The sequence below is a fragment of the Candidatus Flexicrinis affinis genome (genome assembly GCA_016716525.1).
In the GTDB taxonomy this organism is placed as follows: Bacteria; Chloroflexota; Anaerolineae; order Aggregatilineales; family Phototrophicaceae; genus Flexicrinis; species Flexicrinis affinis.
The window spans coordinates 2,097,922-2,114,466 of the sequence record JADJWE010000001.1; the positions used below are offsets into that span (position 1 = coordinate 2,097,922).

The 16,545-nt window shown below is 62.4% G+C and carries 13 protein-coding genes; 5 read left to right on the forward strand and 8 right to left on the reverse strand.

Annotation, left to right across the window (positions count from 1 at the left end):
• The first annotated feature begins 127 nt into the window (after positions 1-127).
• A complete protein-coding gene (locus tag IPM16_09010) occupies positions 128-1,195 on the forward strand; it encodes a PD40 domain-containing protein (GenBank protein MBK9123246.1) in 1,068 nt (355 codons plus the stop codon).
• A 9-nt stretch (positions 1,196-1,204) separates the two neighbouring features.
• Here IPM16_09010 and IPM16_09015 read toward each other — a convergent pair whose 3' ends face one another.
• Positions 1,205-1,381 carry a hypothetical protein gene (locus tag IPM16_09015; GenBank protein MBK9123247.1) on the reverse strand — a complete coding sequence of 59 codons (177 nt, stop codon included), beginning with the start codon at positions 1,379-1,381 and terminating at the stop codon, positions 1,205-1,207.
• An 89-nt stretch (positions 1,382-1,470) separates the two neighbouring features.
• Positions 1,471-2,157: a response regulator transcription factor gene (locus IPM16_09020; GenBank protein MBK9123248.1), complete on the reverse strand. Its 687-nt coding sequence runs from the start codon at positions 2,155-2,157 to the stop codon at positions 1,471-1,473.
• Between the two features lie 306 nt (positions 2,158-2,463).
• Here IPM16_09020 and IPM16_09025 point away from each other — a divergent pair, with 306 nt between their 5' ends.
• On the forward strand, positions 2,464-3,831 hold the full coding sequence (locus IPM16_09025; GenBank protein MBK9123249.1) for a hypothetical protein: 1,368 nt from the start codon (positions 2,464-2,466) through the stop codon (positions 3,829-3,831).
• Positions 3,832-3,916: 85 nt separating this feature from the next.
• On the opposite strand, the gene IPM16_09030 is transcribed toward IPM16_09025, so the two are convergent.
• Positions 3,917-6,256: a UvrD-helicase domain-containing protein gene (locus IPM16_09030; GenBank protein ID MBK9123250.1), complete on the reverse strand. Its 2,340-nt coding sequence runs from the start codon at positions 6,254-6,256 to the stop codon at positions 3,917-3,919.
• Positions 6,257-6,679: 423 nt separating this feature from the next.
• Here IPM16_09030 and IPM16_09035 point away from each other — a divergent pair, with 423 nt between their 5' ends.
• From IPM16_09035 to IPM16_09045, 3 genes are read left to right on the forward strand one after another with little or no spacing between them, the layout of a single operon-like run.
• Positions 6,680-7,489, forward strand: coding sequence for a DsbA family protein (locus tag IPM16_09035; protein ID MBK9123251.1), 810 nt, complete (start codon positions 6,680-6,682; stop codon positions 7,487-7,489).
• A 6-nt stretch (positions 7,490-7,495) separates the two neighbouring features.
• Positions 7,496-8,176, forward strand: coding sequence for a haloacid dehalogenase type II (locus tag IPM16_09040; GenBank protein ID MBK9123252.1), 681 nt, complete (start codon positions 7,496-7,498; stop codon positions 8,174-8,176).
• Positions 8,173-8,922, forward strand: coding sequence for a toll/interleukin-1 receptor domain-containing protein (locus tag IPM16_09045; protein MBK9123253.1), 750 nt, complete (start codon positions 8,173-8,175; stop codon positions 8,920-8,922). The genes IPM16_09040 and IPM16_09045 overlap by 4 nt, the downstream gene beginning before the upstream one ends.
• A 138-nt stretch (positions 8,923-9,060) precedes the next feature.
• Here the strand turns inward: IPM16_09045 and IPM16_09050 are convergent, their stop codons facing one another.
• The 5 genes from IPM16_09050 to IPM16_09070 form a co-directional block, all read right to left on the reverse strand.
• On the reverse strand, positions 9,061-10,182 hold the full coding sequence (locus tag IPM16_09050) for a Rieske 2Fe-2S domain-containing protein (protein ID MBK9123254.1): 1,122 nt from the start codon (positions 10,180-10,182) through the stop codon (positions 9,061-9,063).
• A 9-nt stretch (positions 10,183-10,191) separates the two neighbouring features.
• Complete coding sequence (locus tag IPM16_09055; protein MBK9123255.1) at positions 10,192-11,094, reverse strand: alpha/beta hydrolase; 903 nt, start codon at positions 11,092-11,094, stop codon at positions 10,192-10,194.
• 13 nt (positions 11,095-11,107) lie between these two features.
• A complete protein-coding gene (locus IPM16_09060; GenBank protein MBK9123256.1) occupies positions 11,108-12,784 on the reverse strand; it encodes an ATP-binding protein in 1,677 nt (558 codons plus the stop codon).
• A gap of 24 nt (positions 12,785-12,808) precedes the next feature.
• The gene (locus tag IPM16_09065) at positions 12,809-13,402 is read right to left on the reverse strand and encodes a hypothetical protein (GenBank protein MBK9123257.1); all 594 of its coding nucleotides are present in this window, start codon (positions 13,400-13,402) and stop codon (positions 12,809-12,811) included.
• A 636-nt stretch (positions 13,403-14,038) separates the two neighbouring features.
• Positions 14,039-16,543 (reverse strand): transglycosylase domain-containing protein, encoded by a 2,505-nt coding sequence (locus IPM16_09070; protein ID MBK9123258.1) that lies wholly within the window; start codon positions 16,541-16,543, stop codon positions 14,039-14,041.
• Positions 16,544-16,545 lie beyond the last annotated feature (2 nt).

The following is a 16,545-nucleotide window of genomic DNA, read 5'->3' on the forward strand; positions in this document are numbered from 1 at the left end:
GTACCCTGTGCCTAATCAAGGCGTTGATGAGTGTACCGTGATGAATTGGGTTGTCAAATCGTTACATCTATCTTTCATAATTCCGGCGACAATCGTCCTGTTTGTCGCCGCCTCCGCCCGACTTCTCGTGTCTGCACAGGACGCATGGCCGGTAGCCCAACGCTGCTTGGGCCTGCCTGTTGCAGCGCCTGACGCGCCGTTCCCCGGCATGCTGGTCACGATCGCCGACGACGCCGTTCGCGCCTATCGAGAAGGCGTGCCGACAACGTATGTGCTGTCGTTCGCGGGAGGAAACTTTCTGCGGGGCGCGTCGGTTGCGCCGGACGGCAGACACATTGCCGTGCCGAACGGGGTGATCACGACCGTAACCAGCAGCGACATTCGCTACACCGTTCAAGAGATTCGCATCGTCACAACCGAGACGGTACCGCGCATCACCGTGCGCATCCCGTGGCGGGCATCGTTTCCGGTAGGATCGCCCTTCACGTCCGCGGGTGACATCCCGCCGGTTCAGTGGCTCGACGGGGAGACGGTGCTGTTGGTTCAAGGAACGCTGTCGGAGGAACAGACGTGGGTCACCGTCAATCCGTTTCACGCCGATGCCCTGCCCGAGCCGGCCGCCGTGCAAGACGCTGTTACGCGATCGCCGGACGGGTCGCGCGCGGTCGTCGTTCGCGATGGCGATTGGGTGCTGGTCGGCGTCGGTTCCGCTCAGAACACTGTCACGCTCCCGTCGGGCATCGATGTGTCGCGTGCGGTTTGGTCGCCAACGTCTAGCTCAATTGCCGTGCCGCTGCGTGAGGCGGGACGGGGCGCACTTGCCGTATTCGACGCTGCCACCGGCGCGCGAAGCGATTTGATAGCGTTCGAACGCTATCAGGCGGCGCGCAGCGTGCGCTGGTCACCCGATGGACTGCGCCTCGCCTTCGCGCTGTTCGACCCGCAGACCGGCATGAATCGGCTGCATGTGGCCGAACTGGCAACGCAGCGGGTCGTCGACCTGTGTGTGGAGCTGGGCATTGCCGGGAACGAACCCAATACGTCGGCGGTCGTCTGGTCGCCAGACGGAAACAGCCTAGCGATGGTGACCGCGCAGGCTGTACCCAGTGCCGTGGTATCGATAGCAGATATAGAGACGGGTCAGCGCTGGACACTGCTGCCCGCATCAGGCGAACTGTTGGGGTGGTACGACTAGCCGAAACGCCTAAAAGTCGTCGTCGTCGTCATCACCGTACGAATCATCGAGTTCTTCGTCTTCGTCGAAGTCCTCGTCGTCGTCGTAGAAATCGTCCTCTTCGTCGAGGTCGTAGCCTTCGTCGTCGATGTCCTCGTCATCGAAATCACGTGGACCGCGAAGGAGGATGTCGTCGATTGCGCGCATGGGTGTCTCTCCGGGCAGACGCCGCTCTGGCCGCGTAACACGCGGCAGTATAACATGAACTTCGGGGATGCAAATATCAGAATTCGGCGTCAGCGAGACATGAACCGGTATCCTACGCCGCGCGACGTCAAAATGTAGCTGGGGTGATCGGGATCGATCTCGAGTTTCTGGCGCAGGTAGTGGATGTACAGCTTGAGGCTGTCGATCGCATCGCCGTATTCTTCTCCCCAGGCCTGACGTACGAGGTCGTCGCGGGCAACGACGCGGCCCGCATTACGAACGAGGATCCCGAGCAGGTTGAATTCCTTTGGCGTAAGGTGGCAGAGCTGATCGCGCACGTACACCTCGCGATTGAGGAAGTTCACCCGGAAGTCGCCGTCGTCAAATACCAGCTCTTCGGACGGCGCACTGCGTGGGGCACGGCGCAAATGCGCTTTGATACGCGCCAATAGTTCCTGCGGGTCGAATGGCTTGGGGATGTAATCGTCGGCGCCGAGGTCAAGGCCGCGCACTACGTCTTCCGAACTCGTGAACGCGGAAAGAAACAGGATCGGGACGTCGGACATCTCGCGCAGACGGTGGCACATCTCCCACCCGTCCATTTGCGGCATGTTTACGTCGAGGAGCACGATGTCCGGTTGGAACCGGTAGGCCTTGCGCAACCCGTCCTCCGCAGAGGCGGCACGCACGACCTCATACCCTGCCCGTGCCAGTAGAAGCTCGAGCACGCGCAGCGTTGATTCATCATCGTCAACGATCAAGACGGTATCAGACATCGTCTCCCCGCTGAAGGTTACGTGAGTCCAACCATCACGCGGACACTGTATGGGAAATGTATCATAGTTCTAACGTTGCGGCAAACAACGTTTCTCAACGGTCCTCACCGCCGATTAGACTACGCAAACAAGACGCACGCTGGCAAAATCCGCACGATCATGTACGCTATGCGGTCAGATTGCCGTTTAACCGCAGTGAGGCGGCACGGCAGTGTCGTCGGCAGTATGCGAGGATTTATCGCAATGCAGGTTTTCACACATCGAATTGACCGTCGCACGATTCGCGGTTTGATCGGGAGCGCCCTTGTGCTCGCCGTTCTCCTTCCGCTCATGGTCGTGCCCACTTTTGCACAAGACCCCACGGCGACCCCTGCCCCGGTCGCCGATCCGGTACGCCGCGGCCTTGACGCTGCGCGCGACGCACTGGAAGCGGAGTTCAACACCGACCTGACGTACGTCCGTGCATGGACGTTCGAACAGACCGAATGGACCGTCAGCATCGACACATGCGACTCTGAAGTCGCAGAGTTCGACTATCGCCCGGTGTACTTCGGCTGGGTGTACGACATCACGGCACTCAACGGCCGCACGTGGCGCGTGCGCGTCAGCTTCGATCTGAAGGCGGTCGTGATCTGCGACCGTGAAGATCTATCTCCGGTCACTGACCCGAGCGCGGTCACCAACCCTGACCTTGCCGCTCCGGTTGCAGGTGCTGGCGCAGTGGGCGACTTCGAGCTTGGCGGCCACTACTTCGTCTTGGACGGCGGCGCTGTCGCGGCGATGAAGCAGGCCGGCATGACGTGGGCCAAGAAGCAGATCCGCTGGACGCTCGGCTCGGGAACAGGCTCGGCCGCCGGCGCAATCGCTGAAGCTAAGGCCAACGGCTTCAAGGTGCTGCTGAGCATTGTCGGCGTGGTCGAAGAAATGGGCGACTACGACGGCTACATCAACGCATTCGCCGCGTACATGGGCGAGGTCGCCGCGCTCGGGCCGGACGCGATTCAGGTCTGGAACGAGCCGAACATCGACCGTGAATGGCCGCTTGGCCGCGTCAACGGCGCCGAGTACACCAAGCTGCTTGCGGCGTCCTTCAACGCCATCAAGAGCGCCAACGCCAACGTCATCGTCATGACCGCTGCGCCGTCGCCAACCGGGTTCGCCGGCAGCGCCGGGTGCACTCAGACCGACACGTACCACGTCTGCAACGACGATGTCTTCTTCCAGCAGATGGCGAACGCAGGCGCTGCGAACTACATCGACTGCGTCGGCCTGCACTATAACGAAGGTGTCGTGTCGCCAAGCGCCACCACCGGCGACCCGCGCGACAACTTCCCGACCCGCTACTTCGGCAGCAACATCGGGCGTGCACGCGCATACTTCCCCAACCGTCCGATCTGCTTCTCGGAACTGGGTTACGTGACGCCGGAAGGCTATGGTCCGATCGCGCCGAACTTTGCATGGGGCGCGGACAACACCGTGGCCGAGCAGGCCGCGTGGCTTGCGGAAGCTGCCGCACTCTCGGCACAGCTTGGCTACGTGCGTATGATGATCGTTTGGAACATCAATTCGCAGCAGTACGATGCCAACGACCCGCAGGCAGGCTACGCGATCATCCGTCCGGGTGGAAGCTGCCCGGCATGCGCCACGCTGGGCGTGGTGATGGGCGCGAGCTAGCGCAGGTCTCAGCCAACCGAAACAAGAACGCCCCGGTCACAAGCCGGGGCGTTTTCATTGCCGGTAGGGGCCTTGCACGACGAATCTACTCGATCGGCTTCAAGTACTCGGCGACCAGCGCCTTGGTGCCCACTTGAGCGTTGTCGAACTGCACCGTCGCCTTTTCGCTTTCGCCCGTGCCGCTGGACTCCACCACCGTACCTGCGCCGAACCTCGCGTGGTACACGCGTGACCCGGTGGGGAATCGTGCCGCGCCCCCGGGGAACGGCACGATCTTGCTGCGGATGCTGTTTCCGAACCGGCCATCGTCCGATTTCGGTGCCGGTTTCTGATCTTGCAGCCACTGGTTGAGCGGCGTGTTCGTCCCCGCGGAGATTTGACGCCCGGTCGACCGGGAGTCGTTGAGGCGCGGCGTCCGATCCCAGCGCGTCGCACTGCTGTACGAGTCCTCGTACGAGCGCGACATGACGCGGGTGGACAGGCCACGGATGACCTCGGAAGGGATGTCGGACAGGAAGCGGCTCGGTACGTTGAGCGATGTACCGAATGCGCGCCGGAACGCGTAGCTGAGCAGCAAGCGCTCCTCGGTGCGCGTGATCCCGACGTAGAACAGCCGGCGTTCCTCGGCCAACTGCTCCGCCGTATCCAGCGAACGCGCATGCGGCAGCACGCCTTCCTCGCAGCCCACGATAAACACGACTGGAAACTCCAGCCCCTTTGCGGCGTGCAGCGTGAGCAGCGTGACGGCTTGCTTGCCTTCCTGCAGGTCGTCGATGTCGCTTGAAAGCGACTCCTCCTCGAACACGCTGGTGATGTCGCGGCCGTTTTGAACCGCCATCGCCAACACCTGCCGGAGTTGGTCGATATTTTCCTCGCGTTCGAGCTGGTCGTCCTGATCCTTGCTGATCTCTGGAAGGTAGAAGCGGTAGCCGGTGTCGCCGATGATCGCGTCGAGAAGGCCAACGTAGTCGCCGGTCGCGGCGATCAGTCGCCACTTGTTCACCATCGTGCCGAATTCAGCAAACAGCCGGCCGACACGCCCGCTAAGGCCCGGTGCCTCTCCGGTGGCCGCCTGTTCGAGCGCTTCTAGCACGCCAAGCCCCATCTTGCCGGCCCATGTGAAGAAATCGCGCAGCGACTTATCGCCGATGCCGCGCTTGGGGACGTTTACGATCCGCGCGAAGCTCAGCTTGTCCTGCGGGTGATAGATCATCCGCAGATACGCCATGAGATCCTTGATCTCCTTGCGCTTCCAGAACGACACCCCGCCGACCAACCGAAATGGGATGCTGCCCTGAAGGAACGCCTGCTCGAGCACTCGCGAGAAGGCATTGGTGCGATACATGACGGCGAAGTCGCCGTAGTTGTAAGGTTCGCCGCTTTCCCGCTGCCCGCTGGGCCGGTGGCTGTCACGGATCAGCTCATCGATCTTGTCGACTACCCAGCGCGCTTCGAACTCGTCGTTGTAGGCTTCGAACAGCTCGATCGGCTCGCCCGTCCCCTTGTCGGTGAACAGCGCCTTGCGGGTACGGTTCGGGTTGCGATCGATCACGCCGCGAGCGGCATCCAGCACGCTTTGAGTCGACCGGTAGTTCTGCTCAAGCAGAACCACCTTCGCGTCTGGATAGTCGCGCCGGAACTGGTTCACGTTTCGATAGTCCGCGCCGCGGAAGGCGTAAATGCCCTGATCCTCGTCGCCGACGACAAACACGTTGTCCTGCGGGCGCGCGAGCATTCGCACCAGCGCATACTGCGCGCTGTTGGTGTCTTGAAACTCGTCCACCAGCACGAAGTCGATGAATCGTTGATACTTTTCGCGCACAGTGTGGTTGTCGCGCAGTAGAATCACGGTCTGAAGCAGCAGATCGTCGAAGTCCATCGCGTCGTTGTCGAGCAGGATCGCCTGATACCGCTCGTAGACGCGGCGGATTATCTCACCGGTGTAGTCGCTGGCCGGATAGTCTCCCGGCATCACCATCTCGTTCTTGGCGCCGGAGATTCGCGCCAGAACCTGCCGTGGCACGAACTTCTTAGGGTCGATATTGAGTTCGGCGAGCGCCTGTGTCACGGCCGTGGTCTGATCGTCGGTGTCGAAGATCGTGTAGTTGGCGCTGTACGGTGTGTGTTCGCTCTCGCGGCGCAGGGTGCGCGCACAGATGCTGTGAAATGTGCCGATTTGCAGGCCGCCCAGCCGCGCCCCGATCAGCGCCTCGACGCGCCCGCGCATCTCCTGCGCGGCCTTGTTAGTGAAGGTGACGGCCATCATCGCCGGCGGAGGCACGCGCATTTCGTTGATGAGGTACGCCACGCGATGCGTCAGCACGCGGGTCTTGCCGCTGCCCGGCCCGGCGAGCACCAGCACTGGCCCCGTACCTGCCGTTACGGCGGCGCGCTGCGCGTCGTTTAGCCCGTCGGTGATAAACACTATTCGTTCCTGTCGGATTGGGTTGGACCTGACGGGATTATACCAGTTGAGTCGGGCGCTCCCGCCGGAGGCGCGGATTGTTCATCCTGTGTTCGAGCAACACGTGCGTGCCCGGCTGGGGAAAAGGACAGCCCCGACCGAGGCCGGGGCTGAGTGGTCGTGCGTTTCCGCACGATGGGTGGGTTACGCCTCGCGGCGAAACCAGGTGGTTCTAGAGGCGCAAGCCCTCCCGACAGCCTAACATAATGTCGATCACCCCCTTTGTACTCACCCAACGATGGCTAAACGTTAGCATGCTCTGACAAATCACGCAACTTAACGTTTGTGAAGTACCTCACTTTTTTGCGATAATTGCGGTATGGGCGTGCGAACCGAGCGGTTCGCCGCGTCTATATTACGCAAATTCGATGTAGGGACGTGCTCGTGACCGACGAACAAATCACTCCTTCTGCCCCACTCCACTTCAATGCTGAACCCACCGCGAAGGAAAGTCCGCAAGCCACAACTTCGAACCCGGTGATGTCACAGACGATCATCGTCGGTCTGGTATTCCTCGTGATTGGCTTCATCGGCGGGGGCATCGTGTTTGGGCGGGGTGTCGACACCGCACAGCTCGAGCGCAGCATTCGGGCCATCGTGGCCGAAGAAGTCGCCAACATGAGCGCATCCGGCGGGACTGCCAACGCCGATCTCGCCGACAACGATCCGTCGTTCGGGCCGGACGACGCGGTAGTGACGATTGTCGAGTTCAGCGACTTCTACTGCAGCTTCTGTGGTCGTTTCGCCGCCGAGACGCTGCCACGCCTGCGCGAAACCTACGGCGACTACATCCGGTTCGTCTATCGAGACATGCCGATCATCGGCGGGCAAATCAGCGTCGACGCGGCAGTTGCGGGCAATTGCGCCCACGCCCAAGACAACTTCTGGGGCTTCCACGACCTGATCTTCCAGAACGCCGGCGCGCGCTCGCGCGATGCCTTCATCAGTTTCGCCGACGAACTTGGCCTCGATACCGAGCTGTTCGCAGCATGCCTCGACGACCGCGCAATGAGCGAGGAAGTCACGCTCGACTACATCGACGGGCAGGGCCTCGGGATAACGGGCACGCCCGCGTTCTACATCAACGGCCGCCCCATCACTGGTGCGCAGCCGTTCAACACCTTTGCGCTGGTGATCGACTCCGAACTGCGCAAGGCCGGTATCACGCCACCCGAACGAGGCGACAGCGGATAGGAGTGTATGCGCGCGGCGGCGTTCGACGTCAACGAAACCCTGCTCGACCTGCGGGCGCTCGACCCGCTGTTCAAGCGCGTGTTCGGGGACGCCGCCGCACGGGTGACATGGTTCAATCAGGTCATCCAATCGGCCCTGCTTCAAAATGCGCTGAATTCATACGCGCCATTCGGCGTGATCGCGCGCGCCGCCGTGACGATGGCCGGTCAGCGCCTCGGCGTTGACGTGCCCGAATCCGCGGCCGACCAGATCGTGACCGCGATGACTTCGCTGCCCGCCTACCCGGATGTCCGAGACGCGCTGATTGCACTCCGCCGCGCCGGCTATCAGGTGGCGGCGTTCTCCAACGGCACGCGTGCCGCAGTAACCGCACAGCTCACATCCGCCGGGCTGATCGACGTGTTCGACGTCGTCATTAGCGCCGACGACGCCAAACACCTCAAACCGGCGAAACAGGCCTATCACCACGCCGCCAAGATCATGCGCACGCCACCGCGCCAGTTGTGGATGGTCGCCGCGCATGCATGGGACATCGCCGGGGCCAAGCGAGCCAGCTTGCGCACGGCGTTCATTGCCCGCCCGGGCGCTGCCTACGATCCGCTGTTCGCCGCACCCGACCTGATCGCACACGACCTCGCTGAATTCGTCCAGAAGCTCGTCCAGCGTGAATGGGGAACCCCGACATGAGCGACAGCCCGCTGACCCCGCTTGACCTGCCCATCCCGGACGATCCGATGCAGCGGGTACGCAGGCTCGCACGTGATCTCGCGTGGGGGGCGCTCAACCAGCGCTGGGCGACATCGTTCATGATCACGCCGGAAAAGACGCACGACGTGTGGAACCTGAACCGCCCCGACACGTCGATGGCGGATTACATCCGCTCCACATGGGGTGAAGGCGCACCCCGCGCGCATCTCCTCCACGCCCTCGGCTATACGGAACTCAACGAGAGCGACCGCTTCCACGCCTACTACACGCTGACGAGCCGCGCCTTCGACCTGCTGCACGACCCCGTACCGGCCGCGATCTTCATTTCGTACAGCCGGCGCGAGTCAAGCGCGTTTGCGCTGCTCGTGTTGGCCCGCCTCAAGCTTGGCGGCCTTGACGCCTTCCTCGACATGAAGGACCTGTCACCGGGTGAAGACTGGCACGCGCGCCTCGAACGCGAAGTCCGCGCACGCAAGGTGTTCGTCAGTTTACTCGGGCCGCAGACGCTCGACTCGCCGCACGTCCGCGAGGAGATTCACTGGGCGCTTCAGCACGGCCTGACCGTCATCCCGGTGTTTCACAACGGCTTCACACCGGCTGACATCACCGACGAGGCGCTCGCGCCATTCGTGCGCTCGAATGGCATCGTCGTCGAAACCGAAACAACCAAAGCCTACAACGCCGCCGTCGTCGAACTGCTCAACGCCTTCGGCGTCTCGCCGTAAGGGGTTTCCAAGGGATTTGCACCCCTTGACCTCGTATCTGCAAAAGCGGTCGCGCGCGACCGCTTTTGCGAGTACAAGAGTCCAGCGGGCGCATGCCCTTGGCGAGTTCGGGGCAGCGCCCCGAGACAATCTCGATGTCTAGCTGCGTGAAAGGTACTTGTGCATCAGCGTCTGGAAGTGGTGGACGCCGTTCTCGCGCTTGACGCTGAAGCGGCCCTTGTCGTAGGAGCGTGACGTCAAGCCGCGCTGGACAATCTCGCAAATGGCGATGTCTTCCTGCTGGATTTCGTCGCTGAACTGGATCGTCTGCTGCATCGACTCCCAACCCGCGCCGGTGCCCGGTTCTTCGAAGTACCACTCGAAGATCGTGAGCGTCTTTTCGTGGCCGATGGGCAGAATAATGTTGATGCTCATGTTGTCGGGATACACGTTGAGCATCACGTTGGGGAAGATCCAGTAGTAGAGCGCCTCGGCTTCATCGTCAGTGCGGATGTAGCGCCGGTCGCGGCCCTGAATCTGGCCGTCTTTGGCGGGCCGAATCGGCGCGTACTGCGACGAATACTCCTCGAACGTGTCGACGCGGTACTGCTCGTAATCAAGCTCGCGGTACAGGCCGGGGTGCGCCGTCGGCACGTGGTAGCCTTCGAGGTAGTTGTCGACGTAGACCTTCCAGTTGCAGTCGATGAAGTAGTCGCGGCGCTCGAACATGCGCATGTTGCCGATGTTGAAGCCCTTGCGGGCAATCTCCGCAGCGATCGGCCCATAGCTCGTCTCGGCCATCGGTTTGGCTGCGGGGTCGAGGTTGACAAACACAAACGGTCCCCACGCTTCGACGTTTACCGGCGGCAGACATACCGAGTCGCTGTCCCAGTTCTTGACGCCTTCGAACTCCGGCGTGCGCAGCAGACGGCCTTCAAGATCATACGTCCAGCCGTGATACATGCACTGCAGCGTCTTGCGGTTGCCTTTGCCGTTGGCGACGGCCGCGCCGCGATGCCGGCACACGTTGTAGAACGCGCGCAGTTCGCCGTCGACCGTCCGCGTGACGACCAGCGGTTCGCCGGCCACGTCACACGCGAAGTAATCTCCGGGTCGCGCGACCATCTCGGTGCGTCCTACTGGCTGCCACGTCGTCCAGAAGATCTTCTCTTTCTCGTGATCGAGGAATGCCGGATCGGTGTACCACCGCGCGGGCATCGTCTCGGCAATCGAAAGGTCGTCGGTGAGGTTGTAGTCGGACAGGTCGAGCGGCGGCAGCATTGGCACGTTCTACTCCTTGGCAAGAAATTCCAGTAGCAGCGAGTTAACCCGCTCTGGTTCTTCGTGCTGTACCCAGTGGGTCGCGTCGTCAATCAAGACTAGGCGACCATCGTCACAGAGCTCGACGCTCTGCCGCGCCATTTCAGCGACCAAGAAGCGATCCATGGCGCCCCAAATGACTAGCACTGGCATCGTTAGGCGCACACTGTCGAGCGCAGGAACACCCGACCTGATCGTTGCGCGATACCAGTTGATCATCGACGTCAGCGCACCGGGTTGTCCCCATGCCCTGCGGTACTGTGCCATGTCCTGTTCGGTAAACGTGCCGGGGCGCGCCGACCCGTGAAGCTGCGTCTCCATCGCGCTGAACGAGCGGGCGCTTAACAGTGCTTCCGGAAGACGCGGAAGCTGGAAGAAGAACATGTACCAGCTGCGCACCATCTGCTTCACACTGGACCGAAGCGTCCGGACGAATACGATTGGATGTGGCACGTTCAGGATCGCCAGCCTGTGGACACGATCTGGCTGCACCAGCCCGAGCGACCATGCGACGGCAGCGCCAAAGTCATGACCGACAACGTTGGTCTGAGCGTGGCCGAAGTGATCGAGGATTCCCGTGACATCGGATGTCGCGGCGCTCATCGCGTAGTTGGTGATGCCCGCCGGCTTATCGCTGAGGTTGAACCCGCGTTGATCAGGCACGATGACGCGGTAGCCAGCCGTCGCCAACGCCGGAATCTGTTTGCGCCATCCGTACCAAAACTCCGGAAAGCCGTGCAGCAGAACCACCGGCTCGCCATCATCTGGACCCGCGGTGATGACGTGCAGGGCGACGTCATTGACATTGACCCGGTGGTGTTCGATCTGAACGCCGCCCAATGTCTCGATCTGATCCAGCGGTTCAACCGCCATCGTTCTCTCCGAATTACAGCCTGCGCTGCGAACCGCGGCCCAAACGCATCCGGCTTTCGTTCAGCGACTTGTCGTCCATGTCTTCGCTGACCGCGGCATAAAAGTCCTGATCGTAGGTGCGCGCCTTGATGACAACTGGCATCGGCACCGCATGGCCCATGATTATCGCCTGCTGCTTGGTGTCGAGACGTGCCAATACCTCACGGATGTTGGCCGCACCGGACACCCCGTTCAGCACGGCCGAAATGTCGCGCTCGTTGTCGAGCAGGGCCGTCACGCGCGTGCCGATCTGGCTCATCACCTCTTCGTCGATGCCGCTCGGACGCTGATCGACCACCAGCAGCGTCACTTTGTATTTGCGCAGTTCGCGCGCGATGATTCCGAAAATCGTCTGGTCAGAAATGCCGGGGTCGAGGAACTTGTGCGCCTCCTCGATGGTGATCACCAGATGCGGCGGCTCAAGTGACGGATCGCCCAGCGCGCGCTCGACCTTTTCCACGTAGTGCTCGTGGATGCGCCGTGTGATGTAGTTGGCGACGAGGATATAGGCATCGACCGAATTTCCGTAGCGCCCGAACTCGAGGATCACCGACTTGCGCTGTTCGGCCAGCAGGTTAATGATCTCCTTGACGCTGTCCGGCACCGGCTGATCGGTCAGGAAGTCCCAACGCTCGAAACGCTCGACACGTCGTTTGAGGCCCAACAGCGTGCCTTCCGCCACCGGCGACTGCTCGGTGACCTCGGCCAAGTCGTCGCGGTCGGCGTCGATCAGCCGCTTGATCCATCCCCTGCCCCACAGCTTGCTCAGCGTGTTAGTGGCGTCAAGCATGGCGTCGGTCAGATTCATCGACCCTTTCAGCAGCACGAAGTCCTCAGGCTCGATGTCGTCGTATGGGATACGCACAACCTGATTGTTGCCCGCGCCGCGACGCCGCGACGACTCTTCGTCCAGCGTCACGATCACGACGTGGCTGGGGAACAACTGGCGCAGGCCCTTGGCGGCGGCGCCGTGCTCGGCCGTTCCGGCCCAGCCGTACTCGGTGTGCATATCGAACACGAGGTTGACCGCATTGACAGACTTGCGCCGGGCCATCATGCCGGCGAGGATCACGCGCGTCAGGTAGGTTTTGCCAGTACCGCTCTTGCCGAACACGCCGATCGAGCGTTCGACCAGACGCTTCAGTTCGATGTTGATCTGCGTATGTTCCAATTCGAGCGGCGCGCCGATATTAAAGTGCTTGTCGTCGTCTGCGCCGAACACATGGTTGACGTCGGTATCGGTGGCGTTGTGCACGCGCATGAAGTGGCCCGGAATTGTCTTGACCGGGCGCGCCTCGTTGTTCTCGTCGATCATTAACATCGGAGCGACGTTGACCGTGCCGTATGCCGCCGTCCCGATGTAGACCTGCCGGAGGAACGGGTCGGCCATGTCGGGCGGATCGTTCTGAATGGCCGGGTTGGCGTTTTGCAGCGCCACGTCCGTGATGATGCAGAAGAAGCGCGCACGTTCGCCGTGCACGACCACGTAGCGACCAACCGCCAAATCCTCGATCGACCGGTCGCCATCGACGCGCACGACCAGCCCGCGGCTCAGCGATCCGCCGACGACGACGCCCAACCGTTGTTCGTCCGCGGCGTCCGGAAAGCGCGCCACATCGCGCTTGAGGAAATCCTCGAAGCTGTCGGTCATGGAGTACGCGTACCCTTTCTGCGGCTAGTTGCTGAGCAATGCCAGCACGTTGCCAAGCCGGCGCAGGTCGGTCGTCAGCAGCTTCGCCAAGTGCCGCCCGGCAGCGATCCGGAAGGCATCGCGCTCTTCCGGCGTGCGACAATCGAGCGCGAACCGGAGCGCCGTTGCAAGTAGATCCTCGCTCGGCACGTCGGCGGCTTGCAGCACAAGGCGGAAGAAATCAAAGCGTTCGGTGAACGCGCAGATCTCGTCCGGGCTGCACAGCACGACTTCGCTGAGGCTCATCGGCGGCCGCGGCGGTAGGCTGTGAATATACTGCTGGCCGTTATGATACCCGATGTTCAGGACGGATACCTCGACTGGTATCATGCGATTCTCGCGCTGGTCGCGCAGCACGTTCGGGTTGACCCATTCCGCCATAACCAGCTCGCTGATCATCATATCGTCTTTGATCTCGACGGCGCTGATTAGCCCGATCACCCACTGATTTGCATCGTTAGCGACCGGCACACGCACGAACGCACCAAAGTCGTGCCGATCACCGATCCGCGTGCTGTGCGTGCCGGCGTTGAAGCCGCGGGTGCTGGCCCGCAAAACACGTCCGATGACGTCGTTCATACCTGCCTCTTCCGACAGACAAACGTTACACAAACGTTTACTCGAAAATGTGTTCTATGTCAACGTCCCCGCGAGTTCTCCGCTCAAGGCAGGCTCAGGACGGTGAACGTCACCGGTGGGCGCCTGACCCGCTGGATAACCGACGGCGCGCATTCGCAAAGAGGCCATTCTTGGTGACAAAGATTGAAGATACTTCGCTTTAGACATTCATGCGTAGCCTACAAGACCCGGTTCTTATTGCTACCTCTACTTGAACGTGATTTAGAATATCAGTGTCTTTGCTATAGAAGGTGTGGTGACGGATGAGTAATCGACAGCTTTTGGGGTTGGCGGGATGTGGAAGCCTAGCCTTAGGCGTGTTCCTGCCAATAATACGGATTGGTTTTGGCGGCTCCATCAATTACTACCTGAACGGACAAGGCGACGGTGCGATAGTACTGGTCGTCGCGGATTTCACTCTTGGCGGCGGGGGTTGGTGCGTCGCCGGCTTGACGGTGGGGGGGGGGGGGGGGGGGGGGCAGGCGGATTTTGGCTGGGTAGTGCTCTTTCTCGGCTGTGGACTGCTTCTTGTTGCCGCATTCCGCCAGCCCGCGTCTCGGCCGCCTGAAGCCATCTAGCCGTCTCCCTTATAGCCGCTCAAGGCGGGATCAGGACGGTGAACGTCACGGGTGCGCTTTCCACCTGCCGACCTGCCCCGTCAATGGCCACAGCACTCAGATCGTAGTCTCCGGGAGCGAGCGTCCAGAACACGCGCCACGGCGCCGAGTCCGCCGAGCCGACGACCTCGCCATTGAGCACAAAGTCGACCTGACGCGTTCCGACCGGCACCGATGCCTCCAGCGACAGGCGCTGAGTCGCTACAGGAATGCTTCGGCTGAGTTGATAGACCGCGCCGTCATGGGGCGCAAACACGACCGGAACCGAAGAGTCCGGCATCGTCGTCACGCTGCGCACCCGCTCCAACATTTCCGGTGTCAGGGCCGCGACACCGGCCTCGCGTGCCCACGCGGTCGCCCGCTCAGGCAGCACCATGTAGTGTGCCCGAACGCGGTTAGCCTCCGCAGTCGAACCCGTCGCAATCTCGCCGGTGCGCGGGTCGGTCGGCAAGGTCACCCACAACGTATCGGGATCGCTCGGCTCGGTGCCGTCGATGAACCACTCGAGGCGCGTGCCCGGACAGTTGTCGGTGGGCAGCATCCCAGACACGACACATACGGCCACGCGGCTCATCCCCGGTGGCGGCGGGTCGAATTGTTCCTCCGGCGTGCCAAGCAGCACCGACCGGATGAAGCTGTGCCAGATCGGGCCGGCGCCGGTCAGACCGGTCGCCTCGCGCATCGGCCGGTTATCCGGGTTGCCGACCCACACGCCGACCACCAGCGACGGCGTGTAGCCGACCACCCAGTTGTCGCGAAAGTCGGTCGTCGTGCCGGTCTTGGCGGCGGCAGGGCGTCCAATGTTCAACGGGCTGTTTGGCCCAAAGCCCGGCTCGCGCGCAGTTGGATCGGCAAGAATGTCCGTGATCAGCCACGCGACACGCGAATCCAGCACGGGTTCGGGGGCTTCGGGCGGCGTCCACTCGTATAACGTCGGACCGCCGCGCTGAACCACCGACGTGATCAACACCGGCTCGACCGCGTACCCCCCGTTGGCGAAGACGCCGTAAGCGGCGGTCAGATCGAGCAGACGCACCTCTCCGCCACCTAGCGTCACGGCCAGATCGAGGTCTGGATTCTCGGCCAGCGCGGTCAGTCCCGCGCGCGCCGCCAGCTCGATCATGCCGGACGTGCCGATGTCGTCCAGCACCGCAACGGCGGGAATGTTGTACGACGACGCCAGCGCCTCGCGGATCGACACCGGCCCGTGCTCGACAAATCCGAAATTCGCCGGTACGTACAATTCGTTCTTTCGGGTGTAGAACGCCGTCTCGACATCCAGCACCATCGACGCCGCCGTCCACGGATCACTGCGGCCCGGATCGAACGCAGCGGCGTAGGTGAACGGTTTGAGCGCGCTGCCGGGCTGTCGGAGGGCAGTCGCGGCGTTGACTGCACCGTCTCGCGTGTCGTCGAAGTAGTCCGGACTGCCCAGCATCACGCGCACTTCGCCGGTCCGCGGATCGAGCGCCACCAGCGCGGCACCGTCGACATTGGCCGGCGGGCGGGCCGGATTGTCCGCCCTGTTCAGTTGGGCGAGTCGTTCGCGCGCAATACGCTCGGCTTCGCGCTGCCAATCGAGGTCTATCGTCGTCGTCACGTCCAGCCCGTCCCGATAAAGCTGCTCGGGAAACCGCTGCGCCAGTTCGGCCCACACCCGCATGACGGCATGCGGCGCTTCGATCGGGAACGGCACGGCGGCGTACTGGAGGGCGTCCTGTCCGGCGCGTTCGGCCTGATCGGTGTCGATTGCGCCGTGTTCTACCATCAGCCGTAGAACGACCAACTGGCGTTCTTTCGCGGCTTCGGGGTACTGCAGCGGGTCATAGATGGCCGGCCCTTGCAGCAGTCCTGCCACCAGCGCACACTCCGCCAATGACAGCTCGCCGGCGGGCTTGGCGAAGTAGGCGCGAGCCGCCGCTTCCAAGCCGTACGCAAGGCTGCCAAAATAGGCCTGATTGGCGTACAGCGCGAGCACGTCTTCCTTGCTGTAAGCCGTCTCCAATTGAACCGCCAGCAGCATCTCCTGCAGCTTGCGCTTGAGCGTGCGCTCCGGCAGCCTGCCGGGGTTGAGCATCGTCAGGCGCGCGACCTGCTGTGTGATCGTGCTGCCGCCGGCGACGACATCGCCGCCGCGCAGGTTGATCCACAGCGCGCGGAGGATTCCGGCTGGATCGACGCCGGGATGCGACCAGAAGTTGGCGTCCTCGGTAGCGACGATGGCGTTGACGCAGTGGTCCGGGATGTCGTCGTAGGCAATCGGCGTATTGCGGCCCTGCTCGGGAGGCAGAATCTCGTACAGCAACTGCCCGTTGCGGTCGAAGATACGCGTGGACGGCAGCGCCAGCCCGGTCTGCAGACGTTCGATCGGCGGAAGATCGTGGGTCAGCCACGCCCACACGCCCACCACAGCAATGATCAGCGCCACGCTCGCGGCGGCAGCAATACGCCGCCAGCGGATTCGGCGGCGGCTAGGTCGGGTCATGG